This is a genomic window from Pelagicoccus sp. SDUM812002 (assembly GCF_031127835.1).
Lineage (GTDB): Bacteria > Verrucomicrobiota > Verrucomicrobiia > Opitutales > Opitutaceae > Pelagicoccus.
The window spans coordinates 43,202-65,628 of record NZ_JARXHX010000017.1; the positions used below are offsets into that span (position 1 = coordinate 43,202).

General features: G+C 54.4%; 17 protein-coding genes. 9 read left to right on the top strand and 8 right to left on the bottom strand.

The window, feature by feature from the left end:
- The first annotated feature begins 60 nt into the window (after window positions 1–60).
- Entirely contained in the window at window positions 61–1,140 is a 1,080-nt protein-coding gene (locus QEH53_RS19140; RefSeq protein ID WP_309024828.1) for a LacI family DNA-binding transcriptional regulator, read from the top strand.
- 184 nt (window positions 1,141–1,324) lie between these two features.
- On the opposite strand, the gene QEH53_RS19145 is transcribed toward QEH53_RS19140, so the two are convergent.
- Window positions 1,325–3,430 carry a sodium:solute symporter family protein gene (locus QEH53_RS19145; protein ID WP_309024829.1) on the bottom strand — a complete coding sequence of 702 codons (2,106 nt, stop codon included), beginning with the start codon at window positions 3,428–3,430 and terminating at the stop codon, window positions 1,325–1,327.
- A gap of 204 nt (window positions 3,431–3,634) precedes the next feature.
- Between QEH53_RS19145 and QEH53_RS19150 the strand changes: the two genes are divergently transcribed.
- A complete protein-coding gene (locus QEH53_RS19150) occupies window positions 3,635–5,218 on the top strand; it encodes a hypothetical protein (RefSeq protein ID WP_309024830.1) in 1,584 nt (527 codons plus the stop codon).
- 315 nt (window positions 5,219–5,533) lie between these two features.
- Here the strand turns inward: QEH53_RS19150 and QEH53_RS19155 are convergent, their stop codons facing one another.
- Window positions 5,534–7,228: a GxGYxYP domain-containing protein gene (locus QEH53_RS19155; RefSeq protein WP_309024831.1), complete on the bottom strand. Its 1,695-nt coding sequence runs from the start codon at window positions 7,226–7,228 to the stop codon at window positions 5,534–5,536.
- A gap of 2 nt (window positions 7,229–7,230) precedes the next feature.
- Window positions 7,231–7,752 (bottom strand): hypothetical protein, encoded by a 522-nt coding sequence (locus tag QEH53_RS19160; protein WP_309024832.1) that lies wholly within the window; start codon window positions 7,750–7,752, stop codon window positions 7,231–7,233.
- Between the two features lie 108 nt (window positions 7,753–7,860).
- On the opposite strand from QEH53_RS19160, the gene QEH53_RS19165 reads away from it, so the two are divergent.
- The 6 genes from QEH53_RS19165 (at window position 7,861) to QEH53_RS19190 (ending at window position 15,541) form a co-directional block, all read left to right on the top strand.
- Window positions 7,861–8,637, top strand: coding sequence for an amidohydrolase family protein (locus QEH53_RS19165; protein ID WP_309024833.1), 777 nt, complete (start codon window positions 7,861–7,863; stop codon window positions 8,635–8,637).
- A 3-nt stretch (window positions 8,638–8,640) separates the two neighbouring features.
- Window positions 8,641–9,399 carry an amidohydrolase family protein gene (locus tag QEH53_RS19170; protein WP_309024834.1) on the top strand — a complete coding sequence of 253 codons (759 nt, stop codon included), beginning with the start codon at window positions 8,641–8,643 and terminating at the stop codon, window positions 9,397–9,399.
- Window positions 9,400–9,779: 380 nt separating this feature from the next.
- Complete coding sequence (locus QEH53_RS19175; protein WP_309024835.1) at window positions 9,780–10,274, top strand: lactoylglutathione lyase family protein; 495 nt, start codon at window positions 9,780–9,782, stop codon at window positions 10,272–10,274.
- Between the two features lie 170 nt (window positions 10,275–10,444).
- Window positions 10,445–12,310 (top strand): sodium:solute symporter family protein, encoded by a 1,866-nt coding sequence (locus QEH53_RS19180; RefSeq protein ID WP_309024836.1) that lies wholly within the window; start codon window positions 10,445–10,447, stop codon window positions 12,308–12,310.
- On the top strand, window positions 12,307–14,304 hold the full coding sequence (locus QEH53_RS19185) for a heparinase II/III family protein (RefSeq protein WP_309024837.1): 1,998 nt from the start codon (window positions 12,307–12,309) through the stop codon (window positions 14,302–14,304). The genes QEH53_RS19180 and QEH53_RS19185 overlap by 4 nt, the downstream gene beginning before the upstream one ends.
- 10 nt (window positions 14,305–14,314) lie before the next feature.
- Complete coding sequence (locus QEH53_RS19190; RefSeq protein ID WP_309024838.1) at window positions 14,315–15,541, top strand: aminotransferase class III-fold pyridoxal phosphate-dependent enzyme; 1,227 nt, start codon at window positions 14,315–14,317, stop codon at window positions 15,539–15,541.
- A gap of 27 nt (window positions 15,542–15,568) precedes the next feature.
- Here the strand turns inward: QEH53_RS19190 and QEH53_RS19195 are convergent, their stop codons facing one another.
- The 3 genes from QEH53_RS19195 to QEH53_RS19205 form a co-directional block, all read right to left on the bottom strand.
- On the bottom strand, window positions 15,569–16,633 hold the full coding sequence (locus QEH53_RS19195) for a hypothetical protein (RefSeq protein WP_309024839.1): 1,065 nt from the start codon (window positions 16,631–16,633) through the stop codon (window positions 15,569–15,571).
- A gap of 12 nt (window positions 16,634–16,645) precedes the next feature.
- Window positions 16,646–17,692 (bottom strand): NAD(P)-dependent oxidoreductase, encoded by a 1,047-nt coding sequence (locus QEH53_RS19200; RefSeq protein WP_309024840.1) that lies wholly within the window; start codon window positions 17,690–17,692, stop codon window positions 16,646–16,648.
- A gap of 76 nt (window positions 17,693–17,768) precedes the next feature.
- On the bottom strand, window positions 17,769–18,545 hold the full coding sequence (locus QEH53_RS19205) for a sugar phosphate isomerase/epimerase (protein WP_309024841.1): 777 nt from the start codon (window positions 18,543–18,545) through the stop codon (window positions 17,769–17,771).
- A gap of 125 nt (window positions 18,546–18,670) precedes the next feature.
- On the opposite strand from QEH53_RS19205, the gene QEH53_RS19210 reads away from it, so the two are divergent.
- A complete protein-coding gene (locus QEH53_RS19210) occupies window positions 18,671–19,537 on the top strand; it encodes a hypothetical protein (RefSeq protein WP_309024842.1) in 867 nt (288 codons plus the stop codon).
- A gap of 397 nt (window positions 19,538–19,934) precedes the next feature.
- Here the strand turns inward: QEH53_RS19210 and QEH53_RS19215 are convergent, their stop codons facing one another.
- Window positions 19,935–20,852, bottom strand: coding sequence for a sugar phosphate isomerase/epimerase (locus QEH53_RS19215; RefSeq protein ID WP_309024843.1), 918 nt, complete (start codon window positions 20,850–20,852; stop codon window positions 19,935–19,937).
- 252 nt (window positions 20,853–21,104) lie between these two features.
- On the bottom strand, window positions 21,105–22,421 hold the full coding sequence (locus QEH53_RS19220) for a glycoside hydrolase family 28 protein (RefSeq protein ID WP_309024844.1): 1,317 nt from the start codon (window positions 22,419–22,421) through the stop codon (window positions 21,105–21,107).
- Between the last annotated feature and the right edge of the window lie 6 nt (window positions 22,422–22,427).

Sequence of the window (22,427 nt, forward strand, 5' to 3'; positions counted from 1 at the left end):
CCAAATTCTACAAATAAGATCGATCAAACACACCCCACAAACGAGCCCCCCCCAAGAACTATGAACAAAGTACAGCCATCCTGTAAGACCATTGCCAAGGAAGCCGGTGTCAGCCGCATGACCGTTTCCATGGCCCTGCGGGACCACCCTCGAGTTGCTCCTGAAACCCGCGAACGCATCAAGGAGATTGCCAAGCGGCAAGGCTACACCCCAGACCCGAACTTGACCGAACTCATGCGCTACCTGCGCAAGCGAGACATCAGCAAGGAAGAACCTGTCATCGCCATTCTCAACCCCAAGCGAGCCCCGCTGAACAAACTCTGCAAGGACTCCCGCCTCATCCGCGAGGGCGTCAAGCAACGCGCCGAAGAGCTTGGCTTCAAAACCGAAGACTTCTGGCTGCACGAACCGGGCATGCGCCTCAAGCGCATCGTGCAAATCCTCGAAACCCGCGGTATTCGCGGCATCGTTGTCCTGCCTGTCGAGGATCTGCAGGACGTCTTTTCCTTGCCCCAGGAGAACTTCACCGGTGTCGCCACCTGCGCCGTGGCGGCTAAGCTTGGATACAACCAAGTACACCCTCACTTCTACCAATCCATGCACATGGGCGTGTCGAGCTTGGTGGACCAAGGATTCAAGCGAATCGGTTTCTGCATAACCGCCTCCGAGGACGAACGCTCAAACCATCTTTATCAAAGCTACCTGCTCTGGCACCAGAACAACACGCCCGCTAAAAATCGGGTTCCGATCCTCTCAAATGACGAAATTACCAAAGAAGCGCTCATTAAGTGGGTCAAAAAGGGAAAGCCAGACGTAGTGCTCAGCCCCAATGTCGAGCACTGCCAGTGGCTGAAGGAAGCCGGTTTCAAAATCCCCGAGGACCTCAGTTTCGCCGCGCTCAACCCGGCCACCGAGGAGACCGGCGAGATCGCTCAGGTCAGAATCGGATTCCGCAAGATCGGAGCAACCGCCGTTGACCTTCTCAAGTCGAAGCTGGCCAACGAGCAAGTGGGCCCGCTGCACAACCCTGCAGTCACCTTGATTCGTGGCGAATGGGTAGAAGGCAAGAGCGTCAAAGCCCCCCAAACGCCCACAAAGATCATCAAGGAAAGCGACGCTTCACTGCAAAAAGTCGGCTAAACACGCACCAAAAATCATTTAAGACAAATCAAAGCGACCTTCCCAAGTCTGGGAAGGTCGCTTTTTTATTCACTCAAACGTACACCTAAAATACGGAAAGCGGCCTTTCGGAAATCGCAGCGAAGAGTTTATCTCATTAAACAAACCCTAACAAGCGGGGACATCGCCCCCACTCATCGCGCACTCAATGGATCGATACCATAGCCCACAACAGAAGGATCACCACGCCGACAGCTACCCAACTGCCGCCAAAGCCAATGATGTCCATCCTGTCCGGTTTGGCGATCTCCCAGCTACTCTTGGGAAAGATCTTCTTTGCCTCACGCTCGGTCGGGTTCGCCGCTGCATGAGCGACTGCCAACTTGTCCGCTTCAGGCGTTGCCTGGACAGGGGTATAGATTTTAGCGAAGAAGTAGTCGAGGCGACGCTTGCTCACCGGCTGGGTGAGAAGCGAAACCAGAATCAGAATCACGAAGGGGAAGAATGCGTTGAAGAAGAATCGAGCCGCAACGAGCTGTGACTTCTTGAATCCAGTAAAGTCCACCCCGAACCAACTCATCACCCAAAGCTCCGACTCGAAACGACCGATACCGATCAATGGCGAATTCGGATCCTCCGGATTTTGACGGGCCACCTTTTCGAAGAAGATACCCTTCGATTCGATGAATATTTCCTTCTCGATCGAGTCGCCAACATTCTCCGCACGCCCCAAGGCGACGTCCTCGCTTAAGGCCGGAGCCTTGTACATGTGCGAGAAGGAGTCGGTCTGCTGAAGAAACGCTGGATTCGTGCGAGCCCAGTCCAAAGACATGAAAACGTTGGGGAGGATAGCGAAAATTGCGAAACACACTACGACCTCTACCATTACTGCCGTCTTAGTCAGGCGCCGCCAAATGAATCCCAGCCAAATCGGGGCTCCGAAAATTGCGGGAATAGAGATGAAATACTTGAAGAGCTCCAAGAGGTTATCGACGTAAACCGCCGCGCCGATTCCTCCGAACAAAGTGACTCCAATCACAGCCCGACCGACCGTGATGTAGTGCTTCTCAGTCTTGCCCGGACGAAACGGTTGATATAGGTTCTTGATAAAGAGAGCCGAATTCGAAACCGACAACGCATCCAGCGTCGACATATTCGCGGCCAAGATTCCCACCAACATCAGTCCGATCGCTCCTGGAACCAAGAGGTCTCGACTCATGTAACCCCATGCCAAATCCGGATCGTGCAGCTTGCCGGCGTACAGCCCAACCGCTATCAATCCCGCCAAGATCCAGGAGAGCATCAGCAAGCGTTTGAAGAACATACCGCCGATAATCCCGAAGCGGGCCGAGTTTTCATTAGTCGCCGAACCGGCCGTTTGCATATTTTGGGCTATTGCCACGATCGCCACTAGGTTCGAGCAGGCCATAGCGAAGATCGTGTACCAACCATACTCGCTTAACGATACCGAGCCAAACAACTCGAACTTAAAGGCAGGCACCGCTGCATGCAGTCCCTCGAAGCCTCCCAATTTCGAGAGCCCCAGCGGTATCAGTATCATCGAAAACAATACAATCAGGAACCCTTGAATAACGTCAGTTATCGCCGCCGCACGGAAGCCTCCCATCATGGTGTACACCGCTACAATCAGGCCGTAAGCGAAATAGAACACCAAGGGATCGGTGTAGGAATAGAACGAGCGCAGCTCGCCGCGTAGATTCTTTTGTTGAAGCACATCGTAACGAGCTTGCTGGACTTCCGTACGTTCGCTGATCGTCAACGCATCCAGCTCGTGGTACTCGTTGAACTCCTCCACCGTCGTGCGTTGCTCCACCGTGAGCATCTCCGCCGGCTTCGGCGTGATCGCCATCATCGTCTTGCCGGCCACCATATAGCCGACACCGCCGCCTACAAACGCCATTAACAGCGTAAACACAGCGTAACTTCCGCCGAGAAACGGACTCTTGAAACGCTCCGTAAAATAGTCGCCTAGAGTTGTGAGGCGAACCCGACGGAAAAAGAGAGCCGTAAACCAATAAAACGGCGTCAAGAAGAGAACGAGAAACTGTATCCACATTCCCCCGACTCCCTGACGATAGGTTTCGCGCGTCACGGCGACTGCCTGGTCAGCATTGGTAGATGCCCCGAAATTTAGGAAAAACTGGTAGAACTTTCCCAAAGAACGCCCCGCGAGAAAAAACTCGTCGGTATCGCTATTTCCTTCACCGGCTTTCTTGCCGAGATACAAGATCACTACCAAGTAGATCAACAAAACTATAATATCAAAAACGTGAAGTCCTAGAAATTGCATGAAAGAGGAGTAATGTAAGATAAACAGGGATTTTGGAACCACTTCGGCTGCGTCGGCAAACCAAGGTAGAACACTGAGATTCGGCAGAGTGTCACCAATCCAGCCCACGTAAACAACCGATCTGAACGATGTACGGTAAAACGGGCCTCGCCTTGGTCTCGACCCCGAAACACAGGACAACCAAGGTCATTTTTTTTTCGCTCTATGCAAAACCTGACCTACACCAAGACCGGCCAACCGGAATTCGACAGCCTCTTCCCCAAAATTCGAGCCTTCCTCGAAAAGGACACCATGGAGATGCTGATCGATGGAGACGAGATTCGTGGGTACCGCTCCCCGGATACGCCAGCCGTCTGGATTCGCGACCACAGTGACATCATGCGAGGGGCACGTTTCTTCGAGCAAGACCTCACCTCCGCTGTAACCCATTTCGCCGACACTCAAGCCCGCAACGGACGTATTTTCGACTACTTCACCGTAAAACCGGAGAAAGTCCCTTGCGAGAAAGAGAACTGGACCAAGTACGTGCGCGTCCCCGTGGAAGCCGACGTAGAATACCGCTTCATCAAAGCCACGTTCCTCGCTTGGCAAGCGACCGGAGACGACTTTTGGATGGCATCCCTAATCCCATCCATGGAGCGGGCGCTCAACTATGCCTTCACCCATCCCTGGCGCTGGGATCCAGAAACCCAGTTGGTCAAGCGGCCTTACACCATCGACTCGTGGGACTTCGCCTACTCCGCCGGCAGCCACGATTGGTTACAGTTCCAGATCGATGAAAACACCTTTTGGGGAATCATGCACGGCGACAACAGCGGCTTCTACGAAGCGTGCCTCCTGCTGGCCAAAATGCTGGCCAAAGATCGACAGCCGCAAAAAGCCGCCCACTGGACAAGCTTCGCCCAAGGCCTCAAGAAACGCATGAACGAAGTTTGCTGGAACGGCCGCTTCTACACCCACTTCGTCAAGCAAACACCCGTCGAAATCGACGGAGTCGACGAAGCCAACCAACTTAGCTTTAGCAACCCCATGAACGTGAACCGCGGGGTATGCAGCCACCAGCAAGCAGTGTCCTTGCTAAATGAATACCAACAGCGGAACGCCGACGGAAACGCCTTCGCGGAATGGTACTCCATCACCCCCGCCTTTCCCGACGGCATCTTCGGCGAGGAAAAGATCGTAGCCGGCGCCTACTGCAACGGCGGCATCATGCCGCTCGTCGGTGGCGAGCTGGCCCGAGCCTACCTTGAGCACGGATTCGAAGCCCAAGGCATCGAAACCCTCAAAAGATACCACGAACTCATTTCCAAGGATAACGAAACCTACCTCTGGTACTTCCCAGACGGATCCGCCTCTAGCATCGATACCAGCACTAGCCCCGACGCCATGCCGACTGACGGCTGGGGCTCCAGCTCCATGCTGCACGGCTTCATCGAAGGGTTGGTCGGGATCCAGGATCAACAAAGCCTCCTTCAGGATATCGTCTTCAGCCCCCGCTGGTACGCAGCCGGCATCAGCGAAGCGGAAGCGAGCGTCGGCTACGAATGCTCCGGCTCCCAGTTCCAATATTCGTACAAAGAAAATACCGACAGCGTTTCCCTCTCCCTCAACGCTAAACAAAGCCATTGTAGGTGCCACCTTCTCATCCCGGAGGGTGCAACCGTGGCCCAAGTACAAGCAAGTAAAGAATCGATCAACTTCCAACAAACAAACGTGCAATCGAGCAACTACATCGATTTCAACTGTCAGGTTTACGACGGCACGGACATCAGGGTCGAGTTCAAGTAACGACGAGCCGCGCTACCTCCCCAAAGGTAGGGCTGGCGCTACGCTGTTAAGTCCGAATCCAGTAGGGTGCGGCGCTTGCGCCGTCCCGCGGAAAGCTGATCACAGTAACCCGCCACCCCATGGTAGGATCCGTCACCCTCTGCACTACGACGACTCACCAAGAACCCGCCCCTCCCCAAAGCTAGAAGGCCGGAGCAAAAAAGCTCCGGCCTTATTTTATGGACGATCCCCCAAGAAGGCGTCCTACCCAAAATTCAATACGATCAAAAAACAATCCAACGAGTGTAACTTAATTTCAAATACGTCTCACGGCGATCAACGATACGCATTCCTATCCACCGGATCCGACCCCTGCAGGTAGCGTTGCTTATAAGTCTGCTCGCTGGCCGCCAGCTTCAGAAAAACGTCGAGCGAAACCACCTCCATTTCCTCGGAAACGCCTTCCAGAATATCCGCCACGCGATCGATCGTCGTAGATTCGCGCACGTGGATCAGCAGAAAATAAGGCCGTTTCCGATTCAATTGAATCAGCTCCTCCAAATCCGCGATCGCTTCCTCCGTCGGACGGTGCAAGCCCAAATAATAGTCGTACGAAACCATCGGCCGTTCCCCGCGCAAATCGAAGGTGCGAGCCGAACCGTAGCCGTTGATGAAACCAATCACCCCCGGAAAGGCCTTATAGTAGCGGTCTACTAAACTTTTTGGCAAATCAGTGTTGCCCACATGCCGATTCCCTTCCGAGTAATCCATGATCTCCATCACCCGCAGATCCAGCGCTTCCATCAACTCTTCCGCCTCGTCCATCAAAGGCCAGAATCGGCGTTCGGGAATCGGCTTAGGATACATGTAGCCGGGTCCGGATAGACCCGCTATAAAGTAGTCGTTAGGCGTGGCAGCTTCCGCAAAGTACTGCAAGGCAGCCGGTGACGTTCGACTCCAACTCATGGATACCTGCCAAGCATACGGAATGCGACCGCGACCGGGCTTCGTCCATGCCCCTATCCCCATGCTGTCCGTTTGGACGAGCGAAACGTAAACGGTCTCCTCGGCATCAAGCGTCTCCTCTGGCGCTACGTTGTGGTTATTTTTGAATACAAAGTCGTCTGTGAAGGGAATCTGGCAATTGAAGCTGATATTCGGCAGGCTGTTAAGTCCTTCCATCTTCAAGCCATAGCTCGAGATCAGACTCACGTGCTGCCCTTCCGTATCCTTCCCGTAGGAATGCCAACCCATTATCGTCGCATCCGGATTCAGCTCGCTAAGAATCTTGTTGTGCAAGGCCAGCTCCGCTTCGTCTTCCGGGCTGGCCGACAAGTCGCAAAAGAACGCCTCCCGATAAATCCCATAATCTGCGAGCCCCGGCTCCATGCGCGAACCGTGAGCTCCGCCCATCCAGATCACCACATCCTTGCTGGTCTTTCCCCAGTATCGGTCGTAGGCGATCTCATAAATCTCCGCATCGTCCATACCTCGAAAATCTCCCCGCAGGTCTGCAACCGGTTTCAATCCCGCTGCTTCAGCCAAGGGGATCAAATCTTCGTTCACCGCGATCGCGTTCTGCAACCCGCAAACCGTAAAGGCTACAATCAAAGACGTTCTCACCTCCTTGTCCCAAACCACGTAACCGCTAACCTTCGAAGCATGTTCAGCCAGCGCCGCCTCCGCGCTGCCCAAGTCCTTGAAGTCAAAGCCGTGACGCGACTCGTAAAAGCCCTTCAGCTCACCGGTGATCTTCCAAGGCCAAGATTCTGGATACAGAAAATACAACTCCGGACCGCCCTTGTTGACCACTCCTTGCAGCGAGATAAGCATCGCCTTCTCCGGCAGATCCCCGTCCAGACGCCAATCCGCGTCAAATTCTAGCACGCTCGCGTCCTTCGCCTGAGCCGTCCCTAAAAAGCCAACGACCAAGTATGCAAACACCGCAAGCCATGCCGCTCTTCCTTTCCACATCTTCATGGCTAACTCCCTGAAAACGTTCTTCCGCGGATCTCGTTTTAACAAATCCATGTTCATCGCTCCTTGTTAAAAACCTGCAAGATAGGACGCGGACGAGTCGAACGCAGCTCCATCACCACCAACTGATCCCCGTCGGACGACACGCGAAACTCCTTATGAGAACGCACATTCGTCGCTCCTTGCGACGTATCCAGTATGTAGTTACAATACAGCACAAGCGTGCGTCCTTCGTCCAAAAACTCTGCATCAATCTCCATTGTACGGTTCCCGCCTATGTAGGCTCCAATATGGCGATTCCCGGTCCAGAGATCGATTGGCACTTTGTTTCGCGGTTTATCTAAATCGAGCTCGTAGCGCTGCGTCGCCCGTCGCCGGCCTGTCGTGTGCAGTTCTTCAATTAAAACCTTGCCTGCCTCCACCTCGATTTCCAGATGGATGCTGCGCCACGGATCGAAGGCAGAACTCAACTCCTTGTCGATCACCCATCGTCCCTCAAACTGCGGGCTTCCCTGCATCGATGACGCAGCGATTATCGATACCAAGATAAATAAGGAGGAGAGAGCGACTTTCTGCATACCGAAGCAGATCTATCCATTTCCACGATCAAGCACACCACCGCGACGTTTTACGGTCAAACAGAGGCGCTATGTAATGCGAGCCGAGTCCCATGCACTCTCTCAGCCGTGCCCAGCAATAAAATCATCGACGTCCACGCTCACCCCATCTTCTTTGGCAAAGGCAGTAGCAAACCGGAAGTCGACAAGCTCGTCAGCTATTCGAAATCCTTAGGTATCGATAAAATGGTCTGCCTCGGCGACGTGCTCGTGCACGGTCCCAGTCCGAGTGCCAAACAATTGACAGCTATCAACGAGCAAACCCGCCAGCTCCTCACCTGGTACCCTGACTTCTTCATCGGCTTCTGTTACCTCAATCCCACCCTCGGAGAAAAACGCTTGCGAGCAGAACTCGATCGCTGCCTCAACGCTGGGTTTCAAGGCATCAAACTCGAAATCGCCAACAACGCTCGCGACCCCATCATGAAGCCGCTCATGCGAGCAGCCGCTCACTACCAAATACCGGTTCTCCAACATACCTGGGACACTCTCGGCAAACCCATGCGCCGTACGCACAGCGATCCGCGAGACACCTGCCTGCTGGCCCATCGTTTCCCCGACACAAAGGTTATCATGGCCCACCTTTACGGCTTCGGCATGCGCGGCGTCCTCGAAGCCCAAAACCTGCCCAACCTCTATATCGACACCTCCAGCTGCCTTCCATTCGCCGGACTCCTTGAGTATGCCGTGGAGAAGCTGGGGCCCGAGCGTATCCTTTACGGCTCCGACATCCCGATCCGCGAACTCGGCCAATGCATCGGACGCATCACCGGATCCGATATCCCTGCTGCTGCCAAAACGCAGATCCTGTATTCAAATGCTAATACGCTTTTCAACCTTGCCTAGGCCATGACCTTTACCGACTGCAATCTATCCTTCGGGCACTGGCCCTTCGCACGACTCCCAAAACGCAGCCTCCCGCAGCTAGTGGCCCACCTGGAGCAGCACAAGATCAAGCACGGTCTCGTTTCCTACCTAGAAACCCTCTTCGTACCCGACCCCGATCCCGCTAATCGCGAACTCCTACAGTCCTGCAAACGCCTCCCTAGTCTCACCCCCGTCCCCGTTCTCAACCTCAGCCTCCCCAATTGGCGAGAAAGCCTCGAAACCTACCGAGCGAAGACTGAGCTAAAGGCGGTCAAACTGTATCCAAATTTTCATAACTATTCTCTCCGGTCGAAAAACTGCGCTCGACTGACCGAATACTTAGCGGACACAAACATACGCCTCATCATCAACGTTCGCATGCTCGACGAACGCCACCAGTACCACGGCCTCAAAATCAAAGGCGTCAGCGTGAAGCAGCTGATCGCCTACGCCCAACGCTTCCCTGACTTCAAATTCCTTTGCACCGGCCTCTTCCGACCCGAGATCCTCGAACTCGCCGACTCCTGTCCCAATCTCTGCACCGACCTCTCCTTCGCCGACTGGCACGACCTCGTTCACGGCCTGCTAGAAGTTATGAGCCCCGACCGTCTCTTCTTCGGCTCACACACCCCGCTCATGGTCACGGAAGCCAATACCTACAAGCTCCAGGCCTCCAACATCACCACCGCTCTGAAAACGCAAATCGCTAGCGGCAACGCCAAACGTTTTTTTCGCCTCTAACAACCTGCGCCCGCAATTGGCTGCGTGCCCCGAAAACGCCTACTGCGAATCGAAGGCGGCGTAACGACCAGCGTATGCACGGCCAAGGAGAAGTGAACAGAGCCCGCCCTTGAGCAAGCATTTGCCCTGTTCCTCAGTCGGTTAAGCCCATAAATCGCGTTCACCATCCCTGATCGCTCGGGAAAACGCAGCAATACGGCTTTTCAATCGTTACCGGTGCAGACTGCTCGCGACCTTGTCGATCGAGACTTCTCCATCGAATTGCTGCAGCCACTAGCGGTCCCAGGGTAAAACGAAGCCCGAGCCGGAACGGCACCCACGCAAGGGCACACAAGACGCTCACAAAAAACTCAAAAATTGAAAGACAGGCTCCATTAGCTATGAAAACGTATCCTAAAACATTCTCACATATCGGACTCTCCGTCCCAAACCTGGAAGAAGCCGTCGCCTTCTACGAAAACGTGATGGGCTGGTACACGATCAAGAAACCGACCGAGGTCAAAGAGGAGGCCGAGACCGCAATCGGAAAGATGTGCATCGACGTTTTCGGCGAAGGCTGGGAGTCGTTCAAGATCGCGCACGTTTCCACCGGCGATAAGATCGGCATCGAAATGTTCGAGTTTAAGAACAATCAGAAGCCAGACGAATTCGAATACTGGAAAACGGGAACGTTCCATTTCTGCGTGCAAGACCCCAATATTGAAGAACTCGTGGAAAAGATTGTCGCTCACGGAGGGAAGCAGCGCATGCCAATCCGAGAATACTATCCAAACGAAAAACCGTTCAAGATGGTTTACGTCGAGGATCCCTTTGGCCTCGTTTTCGAAATCTACACGCACAGCTACGAGCTGACCTATTCGCAAGGTGCTTACTGAAGGAGAAAGGCTGGCCAATGTCGCAAACCCGTTCCTCGCGGCTCGCGTTGCCTGGCATCGTCCCCAGCAAACACGGAAAACGGACGTGGGCTGCGGTTTACCATAAACCGCCGACTCCGTCACCGTTCGAGAAAAAGTCCGATTAAATGATGATCCTTTCCTAGATCATCATGCCCGAACTCCACTTTCTCAACTCGCTCGACTATACCATCCTCGGCGGATACATGCTCATGATCGTGGCCATCGGCATTTACGTGGCTCGCTTCAACAAGAAGACCGCCGACTACTTCAAGGGCGGCGGACACATTCCGTGGCAACTCTCGATGGTGTCGCTCTTCATTTCCGGTTTCTCCGCATTCATGTTCGTCGGAGCTTCGGGCATCACATACCAAAACGGCGGCGGCGCGATCCTGCTCTTCAGCCTCGCCCTTCCCGCCTACCTGATCGGCTACTACGTCTTCGCAGTCCTCTGGCGACGCACTCGCCTCGACACACCCCTGCAATTCCTTACCCGCCGCTTCTCACGCGAAACCACCTATTTCTACACGCTGCTTGCAGTCGTGCCCAACACCCTCGTGCTGGGCATCATGATCTACACCCTTTGCATTTTCACTTCCACTGCATTGGGTATCAGCGAACAAGTCTTCGACCTTGGACTCTTCACCATCAAGGGTTTCGAGCTCTCCATTCTCATCACCGGCGGAGTCATAGTGATCTACACCACCCTCGGTGGACTCTGGGCTGTCATGGTGACCGATGGAATCCAATTCCTAATAGTACTCCTCGTCACCCTGATCATCACGCCCCTATCGTACGCTTACATCGGCGACGGCAATATTATCGACGGACTCAAGCGACTCGGCACCGATGCTCCGGAGGGTTACTTCCAAATCGATTTGGAGGGAAAGCCATTCCTCTTCTGGCCAGTCTATTTCGTGTATATTGTATTTGGATACAATGTAAATTGGCACATCGCCCAGCGCTACTACAGCGTGGCCGATGAGCGCGACACGCGGAAGATGGCCCTCTGGTGCGCCGGACTTTCCTTCGTGCTGCCCATGCTTTGGATCCTGCCCATTTTCACCACTCCCATCATCTTTCCCGAAATCGCTAGCCTCTGGCCGAGCCTTACAAATCCAGAAGAAGCGTCCTTCGTCACCCTCGCCCTCGCGGTCCTTCCTCACGGCATGTTGGGACTGCTCACTGCCGCGATCTTCGCCGCCACGATGAGCTCCACCGATACGCTATTCAATTGGCTGGGCGCCGTGATCACCAAGGACGTTTACGTCCCCATTTCCACGTCCATCAAAGGGGCTGCCCCTTCCGAACGCACGCAGCTTTGGTTCGGCAAAGCTTCCGTCGCCTGCCTTGGTGTCTTCTCCATTTTTGTCGCCTTCAATATCAAGCGCTTCGGTGGAGCCTTCGACGTCTACATGAAAGCGGAGTCGCTCTATAAAATCACCCTCTTCATCCCCGTATTCTTCGGACTTCTCTACACCAAAACCCCTTGGTGGTCGGCCATCGCCTCCGTAACCGCGGGCGTGGTAGGCGTTTTCTTTGTCGGCATCACCGCAGCCCGCGAAGCCGCAGATGGGATCACCGTCATGAACATTCTTTTCGCCGATATCAATGCAACCTGGTTCGGCTTCGACCTCACCCGTTACGAACTAAATGCCATAGTCGGCATCCTTACCAGCGGCAGCGTGTTTCTCGCCTCCGCCTTTTTCAACAAGCGGGAGGGCGACTTCAAAACGCGTATCGAATCCTTCGAGACAGACCTTAAGACGCCCGCCTATTCCGATCCCAATACCAAGATCGGATCAGAGGGACTCATCGCGTATCGGCTGCTTGGTTACCTTTCGCTCCTAATCGGCGGCATTCTGCTACTCGTCACGATTCCGACTCTAGATCGCAACGGCTGGCTCAACGCTCTCGCGGGCGTCATCGCTACGGCCATCGGCATTTCCATCATCAAAGCCGTTCGGGCTTACGAACGGCGACACCAACCCCCACACCCAGCCCCTATCGAACCATGACACGACGCGATCTCCTACGCTATGCCGGCTCCAGCCTTATGCTGGCCAGTCTCCCCCTTTCCCTCAAAGGTAAGTCAACCACTCCACGATCTTCCAGCGGCGGACGCCTTTTCTTCGAGCGAGACGAAATCGAGAAAATACGAGCCAACGCTCGAACCAAGCTGCTCGCCCCCACTTTCAACGATTGGACCGAGCGGACACCCCAAGACCTCGAAACTGCTCTCAACGCATTCGAGAAATCGGGCGACATTATTCGTGATTTTGCCTCCATCATCAACCTGCTCACTGAACTCTCAATCGTCCAACTCGTGAAGCCTCAGCCTGCCCGACGCGACGCCCTAGTCTCGGCCATAACCAGACTCATCGGCTACGAAACATGGGACTACTTTCTTGACGGCAGTAAGCCAATTGGCATCCAGAGGGCTTCCATCGCGACAGTACGCATTCTCTTCGCTCGCGAAGTGCTCGACGGCGATATCGACGCCAAACTCGACAAAGCCATCCTCGACGCCATCGCCGAAAAAGGCTGCCTCCCCTGCTACCGAGCTGTCTATGGTATGGATCATCCTGATACAGTCGAGGGGTGGTCCTTCGACAAGCGCCACGAAGGTTTCTACGATCTTTCCATGGAACGCTGGCCCATGATCCTAGGCGACAACAATCTCCGATCCGCACCAAGCAGTGCCCTCGGTATTGGAGCAATTGCCCTGCTCGGGCACGACCCGCGGGCTGAAAAATGGCTGGCCACCGCCGAATCCAGCTTCGACCGCGTCCTCCGTCTTTTCTCTCCCGACGGCAGCTACTTCGAAGGACTGAGCTACGCGGGATACACCTTGCGCACCGCTCTCAACTTCTTCGACGCCCACGCTCGCAACGGCGGAACCATTGACTGGGCGAAAAAGGCTAACTTCGACGGCATGCTCGACTTCATAGCCACCATGCAAGCCGGCACCCAAGAGGATGGCACTCCGGATATCGTCAACTTCAGCGATGCCCGCTCCAGCGTTCACGTCTGCATTCCGGCATGGATCGGCAAGCACACCGGAAATCCGCTCGCACAATACGAGGCGGAAAACCTCAGTGTCGCAAATAGCTTTCTCGACTTCATTTGGTACGAACCGGGCAAAGCCTCCAGCCCGCCGCCCGAATCGCTCCAGAACGTTCGCAACAACCTGGACTGGGTTCTCTGCCGCAGCGGTTGGGGTTCCCAAGACGCGGTGCTCGCCTTTCGCAGCGGCGGTCCTTGCAACCACGAGCACGCCGACCGCAACCACATCACCTATAAGATTTTCGGAGAACGGCTTCTGACCGACCTCTTCGGGGCCGCCTACGATCGGCGGCATTCCGGATGGGAAATGCGCAAGACGAAGGCCCACAACTCCGTTCTCGTGAACGGACTCGGGCACCACTACCACGATGGCTCCGAAGGCACCAACGACAGCCAGGCCTACGCCGTCATCACCCAATTCGAAGACCACGGCGACACCGTCTGGTGGACAAGCGACGCCACCGCGGCCTATTTAATCGACAACGATCACATCTCGAAAGTCCTACGCACTGTCATCTTCGCCAAGCCTGACATCATCGTAGTGGTCGACCAAGTACGCCTCCACTTCGGAGAACAACCCATGAGCCTCCGCTTTTTTCCCGATAATCGCGATGGCGTGGCCAAGCTCAGTGCCAGCAAGAACAGTTTTCTCATCGAACGTCCGCAAGCGAGCTTGCACGGGACCGTCCACTCTCGAACGGAACCCAACATCGCCACCACCAAGCTGGATGTGACGCCCGAAACCGGCGACTTCCCCTGCGTCGAACTCAGCAGTCCACCCGCATTCACTCACGAAATCGTCACCGTGTTGCAAGCCGCCCCAAAAAACAAAAAACCACGCAAGCTAAGCGTTTCTTCTACCGCGAACGGCTGGCTGGCTTCCGAAGGTGACCTGAAGATCGATATCAACACTCGAAACATCACGCCCGTCGTCACGCTCGGCTGAGTCGGACCCCATGAACGCACCCATCGACATTTCCGCGATGAGCCCCAACCACGCGGCTTATTTCACAAACGCCCTTAAACGGATTCCCTGGGCGACTCAAACCAATGCCAAACGCTACGAGAGCGAGCTCACCCCGTCTCGGCCACCGTTCCTCAAAAGAGCAAAAGGTTGCCGCGTCTGGGACCTGGACGGCAAGGAGTATATCGACTTCAAGGCGTCCCTCGGCCCCATAATCCTAGGCCACCAGTATCCGGAAGTTGACGACGCTGTCAAAGCTCAGCTGCAGGACGGCGTACTCTTCAGCATGGCGAGCCCCCTGGAACTGGAAGCAGCAGAAGCCATTCTCGACACCCTCGGCTGGGCAGACAAAATTCGCTTCATGAAAACAGGGGCCGATGTCTGCGCCTCCTGCCTGCGCCTCGCTCGCAGCAAGACGAAGCGACACCACTTCCTTACCAGCGGCTACCACGGCTATCAGGATTGGTTCGCCCTCGGCTGGCCGAACAACGGCATTCCCTCAGACCTCCAGAAATTCTCTCACGCCATCGAATACGGAGACTTAGAGGCGGTGGACCAAATTTTCGCTGCCGTCGGTCAAGACCTCGCCGCCGTCATCGTCTCCCCCGTCGAGTGGCACAAGGAACCGAGCAAGGCGTTTCTCGAAAAGCTGCGGCACAAGTGCAATGAATACGGTTCCGTGCTCATCTTCGACGAAGTCCTGACCGGCTTCCGCCTCGCCAAAGGAGGAGCCAGCGAGTACTTCGGCATCGTGCCTGACCTCGCCGCTTACGCTAAAGGAATCGCCAACGGGTATCCGCTTTCCGCTTACGCCGGAAAAGCGGAGTTCATGAACGTGCTCGATAGCAGCATCATCACCACCACCTACGCAGGAGAGTGCCTTTCGCTCGCCGCCGCTAAGGCCACCATGGACGTGTTCCAGCGCGAGCCAGTCTTCCACCACCTAGCTGCTCTCGGTCAAAAACTGCGAGACGGTTTCGATTCGATCTTCAAGGAATTCAGTTACCCCGCCAAAACCGTAGGCCTCGCTCCTGCCGTTACCATCCAGTTCGGAGGTAACGAAGCCGAACAGAGCACCGCCCGAATCAAGCTTTTCGAGCAACTTTTTCAGCGTGGGATCTTCGCCAACAAGGAATGGTTCATCACCTATTCCCACCGAGAAAGCGACATCACCGAAACCCTCGAAAAATTCCGGGAATCGGTGAAAGCAATATCTTAAAGGACCTTCGCTGTCTCTCCTTGAGCTTCAGCTCAACCAGCGATCCAGATTCTCTCGCACGAACGTATCGTCGTTAAGGCTTGGATACGCAGCATAAACGCGATCCAACTCTTCTTTCTGTCCGGGCGACAATACTTCGTCAGGATTCAAACACCAAAGCCCTTCCAACAGGCCTTGTCTACGGAGGATTTCATGGATACCAGGAATGCAGCCAGCAAAGCCATTTGCGACATCAAAGATCGCCGCGTTCGCATCCGTCAGCTGGTGAGCTCGCGTCAGAAGTTCTTTAGGCAAAGCTTGCCCGTGCAGCGCTTTTACAACGTCCAAATCCTTGGCAGCTTGATGCGTCCAAACCGCCCACTGCCCTAAAAGTCCCCCGCGAATACGGATCGGCTCCGCCTCTTCCGAGAAGCGGAATTCGCTGGCCAGATCGATCAAAATATTGTCGTCATTCCCCGTGTAGAGAGCGACCTCACCTGCACGCCCCGATTCGGAAACCGCTCGAATCACATTCAAAGTCTCGTAACGATTGAAGGGAGCCATCTTGATTCCGACCAGATTCTCGATCTCCACTGCCTTTCTCCAGAATTCATAGTCGAGCCGCAACCCTCCAACCGATGGCTGTAAGTAAAAACCACATACTGGAATCACTTCCGACACTGCTTGTAAGTGGGCGACCATGGCATCATTCGAATTCCCTTTCAGGGCGGCCAAACTAACCAGTCCCAGGTGATAGCCCAGCCCGGCCGCGATTTCCGCTTCCGCCACCGCTTGTTCGGTATCGCCCGCGATGCCCGCGATCCGCAGCAGTTCGTTACTCGAACCTTCTTCGCAGGAATCCATCGTACGCGCTGCGAGTTCCAAGACCGGCTGGTAAAGACCATACTGCGGTTCTCGGATCTCGAACTGAGTCGTGTGCACACCTACCGCAATCCCGCCCGCCCCAGACTCGCAATAGTAACGCGTCAAGGCGACCTGTCGCCGCTCGTCCAATTTCCGGGAACGATCCAGAGCCAAAGGATGAGCAGGAATAGCCACTCCATCCATCAAGCGTTCGTGAAGAGAACTCTTAAGAACCGTTTTCGAACTCATGTATCCAAATTGTTAGAACTTTCCATCGCGCTTTTCGAATCCAGTCGGCTTCCCATAGGTGCTTCCGCCTCCCGCCAGCCATACAGCCACCCAATCCATCATAGTATTGATAGCGACGGCCGGTTCGCCGAAGAGTCGATGCGAGCGACTGGCATTGTTCAACCATGCCGTTTCGCCCTCCTCTCCCTCTAAACGAACCGTACGGCCAAACTTGCGAGCGAATTCCTCGGCGATCTCCCGAACGCTCAGAATCTCTGGCCCTGTGATGTTCAAAGGGATTGCCGGAGATTGAACCAAGGCCAAAGCCTGCACGATTTGGCAGAGCGCGTCGTTTTGCCAGATCACATTGACGAAGCCCGTCGATACGTCGACCGGTTCTCCCGCAAAAACCTTGCTGGCGATATCGACCAAAACCCCGTAGCGAAACTCCACCGAGTAGTTGAGCCGAATCAGGACCACCGGCGTGTCATGCAGCGCCGACACCTCCTGAAAACAGAGTTCCCGCTCCAGGCACGATTGGGCGTATTCACCCACTGGATTAGTGGGTGAACCTTCGTGTGAACCACCGGATGCCGGGGTGACAAACGAATAGACGCATCCAGTGGAGAAAGCTACAATGCGGGACGCGCTATATCGGCCAGCTAGTCGTTTCGCTAAGTCGACATTAGTCTCTCGCAGAAGGTCCGGATGGTCAGCGGTTCCAAACTTCGCACCTACCAAATAAAAGACGGTCGCAGCTTCGGGAAGCGACTTCACAAAATCGTCATCTCGCAAGTCCCCAGCACGTGTTTCGACACCATGCTCCTCGTATTCACTTTTGGACTTCAGGTTTCCGAAGCGAGAAACCGCGATCACTCGATTGGTTTGTTCCAGCTCGTTCAAGGCAAACCGAAGCATCAAGCAGAGGTGCAGCCCCATTTTTCCTCCAGCCCCAAGTACCACGATGTCACCTTCCAGGTTCCTCAGGGCGTCGCAAACCGCCTCGCTCGGTTGCGAGAGGAACAGGTCTATCTCTGAGCGTGGTACAGGTAAATTGCGTCGAGCGTCCGGGAGCGCCATAGCAAGACAGTTTCGGGAATTCACGGCAGGCGCCGCAACGAAACCCACAGTTTACAGAAAAACAGCGAAAAATGCTCTAGCCTCGGATCCAGCTCCGCAAAGTAGTCGCATCTTTCCGGAAATTCTCGATCGAGTGATCCTTCACATGCTCGATGCTGATCCATCGCTCTCGTCCATCTGACCGCAAAACCTCCAGAAACTCCTTCCACGGTTCCTCGCCCTCTTCCAATAAAAGCGAGTGGGGCCAACCTTCTTTGGCGAAATGGTAACAATGCACGTTGCTCACCCGTTCCCCCAGCTGCTGTAAGCCTTCCAGTCGATAGGATTGATCCATCGATAGGTACGGCTGCCAAAAGGTGAACAGGTTGGGATGTCCGACCTCCTTTAAGAACAAAGCAGCTGACTCGTTCGAATCGGTCAAGGTATTGTCGTGGTATTCCAAATCGACCGTTATTCCGCGTAACCGCGCTTGCTCAGCGATCTCGCGACAGCGTTCCACGATTCTCTCGCGTTGCATCGCAGTAGTATCTTGCGAGCCCGAGCGACCTGCCCAAACACGAATCGACGGAGCCCCGAGCTCGCTCGCCGTGTCCAAAACCGCATTCCACGCAGGTCCGCTATCAGAACCATACGAGATACAATCCTCGAATCGGTAATAGGAACCGTAAGAAGACACCTCCAACCCCGCATCCGCCGTCATTTGCTTCACTTCCTGCGCGCGTTGCAAATGCCCATGCGGCACGTGCTCGTCCCCACCCCATTCTACGCCGCCGAGCTTCGCTTCGCTGACAAGGCCTACGATCTCTTCCGCCTGCAAATTTCTAAATGTGATAGATACCAATCCCGTTTTCATACGCGTAACCTCCAAGCATTCATCCGATCTTCGAGAGGTATCGCAAGGCCGCTGCATAGTTACGATAAACTAGCACCCCAAGCGACAGCCTTTGGTCAGCGGATCAATATAGCGACAGACGATCGATGAGCATCTCCAATACCAACGACCAATCAAACAAGCTTCCGGTTCTAAAACTATTCCTGAATACCGGGACCCTCCGCGACCTGCCCCAGCATAGCCAGCCCTCAGGCCTGGACCTTATTCAACAGTACAAGTTGATCCAAACTGCTGGATTCGTCGGCCTGCAAGATGGCGAGGCCGAACCATGCCGACAGTTAGGCCTCGATCGCGCTGGAAGCGGTAGAGTCAACCACTCTTCCGAAATCGAACCGCTCGTCGAAAAACACGTCAAGGAAGGGCTTCTCGCCACCACTCTCCACGTCGGCTGGGGAACAGAGAACGACCAAGAGATTGACCAACTGATTTCCCAAATAATCGAAATATCAAGCTCCTACCGTTACCCGCTCTACGTAGAAACGCATCGAGCAACGGTGACCCAAGACAATTGGCGTACCGTTCAAATCGCAAAGCGCTTTCCCGAAATTCGCTTCAATGGAGATTTTTCCCACTGGTACACCGGCCACGAGATGGTCTACGGCGATTGGGAGGAAAAGTTAGAATTTATAAAACCGGTTCTCAGCCGCGTTCGCTTCATTCATGGACGAATCGCCACTCCCGGAGCGATCCAAGCACCATTGCAGGCGAACCCAAATACTGAATACGTCTCCCATTTCCGCCAAATATGGCGTCATTGTTTCGAAGGTTTTCTCGAAACAGCGACTTCAGGCGACTTCATCATATTCGCTCCGGAGCTTCTGCCAGCTGCTATCTACTACGCGCAAACGCACCAAGACAAGACCAAGCAAATCCGCGAAAGCTCAGATCGCTGGCAAGACGCGCTCCAGTTGAAACAGATCGCCGTGGAAGAATTCAAGAACGCGAAAAACTAGAATACCCGTCCTACCATCGCTACGGACATGTTTCAAAATGTTGAGCTGGCATAGTCAGAATAGTTGCAGTGACAGCTTCACCTGTGATCCCTAAAACGGAAGCGCTTTGAAACTAGGACCAATCCGCTACGAAAAAGCCTCTTTAGCATATTCTGATCAAACTGCACAAAGCTCTCTTCTGGCCATTCGTTCATGCGAATCGACCAAACCCGCAAGGAAGCTCATCGATACGAAACTCAACATGCCCGCGAGGTTTGAAGGCTAAGTACCGAAGAGCGAAGCGATGACACACCGAAACGAAGCAAAGAATAACAGCTGCATTTCTGCTTCAATTCTCAGCCATGGCATCCACTAGGCAGGCATACTGCTAGTAGCTCTAACAGTCCATGGCTCCGGCCTACTCTACGTCCAAGCCTTTGAGGTAGGCTAAGCTGAGCGGAATGTCGACATGGGGCCGGATGCCCTCGTCCTCGATGAAATGAAGGTCCACCCCGTACTCGAGGGCCGTGCTGATGACGGCCTCCCAGTCAATCTGGCCGGTGCCTACCGCTACTTTATCTGTGGCAGGAGCGCCTCCGGTGGGTTTTCCAATCGGGGCTCCTTTCCGGATATCCTTGATGTGTGTGGCAATCCAGCGGTCCTTGTACTTGTGCAGGAGTTCAACTGGATCTGCCCCGCCGTGCACCACCCAGAAGACATCCATTTCGAACCAGACGGTATCGGGATCGGTCTTCCGAAACATGGAATCGAGGAGAGTTTCACCCTCCCGTTCGCCGGGGGCAAATTCATAGCCATGAGGATGGTAACCGAACCGAATCCCTTCTTTGGCAAACATCGCTCCCCACTTGTTGAAATGGATCACTGCGGTGTTCATCTGCTCTATATCGAAGGTATCGCCCTGCCGTATCCATGGAATGAAGACCGCCTTGACGCCGAGAGCCTTCATTTCTTTCACCACTTTTTCAGGATTTTCCTTCATCGCCCTGTATTGGACGTGGGCAGAGCGCAACTTGAGGCCGCGCTTTTCGATTTCTTCGCGGTACTCTTCAGGAGTCCATCCATAGAGACCGGCGGCTTCCACTTGCTCGATCCCCCAAGCTTTGACCAGGTCCAAGGCCATCTCCGGGTCCTCCTTGGTCAAGTCACGCAGGCTCCACAGTTGCAGCCCAATGTTATTTTTGAAATGGCCGGGACCATGATCATGGGCCTTGTCGCTCCCCGCGAAGAGGAGCGGCGGTGATAGTGTCAAGGTCAGGGTAAGCAGGGTGAGGATCGATTTCATCAGTCTGTCGAAGACAGTAGTTAAAAGAGGCATTGTAAATCGGAAAGTGGCTATCGCCCGTGGATCTTTTGTGGAAATGGCGTAGTGCAACTTCGGATCAAAACGGTAAACGCGCAGCATACCATCCCGCCCGCTAGAAGAACCTTTCACCTAGGTTCTGTGGCGACTTCACCTTCGCTTGAAATGGTTCTAAGGCTGCGAAGCTGGACGAATGAATAGACTCTTAGGACTACTGTCTCTTGCCTAGGACTAGACCGTCATAATCTTTCCTTCTCTCGAGCAACCTTATTGCCAATCAACTGCTAGGGCGTTGATCGCTACGCTCTCTTCTTGAGACGTTCCCCCTTCGATCCCAGATAGTCTGACATCAGAGACTGGCAGCAGCGAGTCTCCACAGATTCGATAGACATAACGCACATTTCCTACCTTTATGTTTTCCATTCGAACAAATTTTATCTGAGTAATTCGCTTCTCATAGGTCGGCACAAGTTCACGCCACTGGTAGAGAACGTCCGTATCGATCCCGAGGATACCTTTACGGAGATCTCCCGACTCGATATTTCGCATCCATACATTACGCACCCAGCCGCCACGACGTTCGTTTGTCTTGATATACAGTAAGTGCCCGACGTCGCCCAACGACTTATCGAGGCTACAATTTTCGATCAATACGTTTTCCACTCCCGCTGAAAGCTCGGTGCCGATCGCCAGGAGCTGGTGGGCGTTCTTCACTTCGCAGTTGCGGATCACCACGTTGCGAGTCGGCACTCCGATACGCCAAGCATCTTGATTACGACCCGACTTGATCGCGATCGCATCATCGCCCTGATCGAACACACAATCTTCAATCAGCATGTTTTGGCACATCTCCGGATCAACTCCGTCGTTGTTGTGTCCGTGCGCTCTAACCGAAACGCCGCGTATCACCACGTTTTCGCAAAGAAAGGGATGCAATACCCAGAAAGGACTGTTCTCGATGGATACGCCTTCGATCAATACCTGCCGGCAGCGGTTAAACTGCACGAACTGAGGACGCAGGTTGGCGTCGCCCTTCGTCATGTCGCGCTCACCCAATGGCCAATCTTTGCAGCCCATTTCGTAGAGGAGCTTCAAGCCCTCCATGTGAGCAGGCGGTCGGGCAAACCACTTTTCCCAAGTGTCCATTTCCGCGACCAGCGTTCCCTCCCCGCTTATCGCCACGTTCTCGCACTCGTATCCATAAATCAAAGGCACATAGTTCAAGCACTCGAACCCTTCCCAACTTGAGGGAACTGCCGGCAAATAGTCTTTCGGATTTCCTGAGAACGAAAGACGTGCATCGCGAGCGAGGTGCAGGTTCACGTTGCTCTTGAAGCGAACACCGGAGCAAAGCCACTCGCCTTTGGGTACAACAACCACGCCTCCACCCGCAGCATTCGCGTCCGCAATAGCCCGTGCAATCGCCTTCGTGGTGGCGCTTCGATCCTCCCGCGCCGCACCGTAGTCAAGGATGGAGTAGCGCTGGCAGTTCTCGAAATCCGGAATTCGGATACGGGGCATCTTAAACGGAGCCTCGACTTTCACCAATTCGTATCCAAGGCGTTTCTCTTTTTCTTTCTGCATATTGTG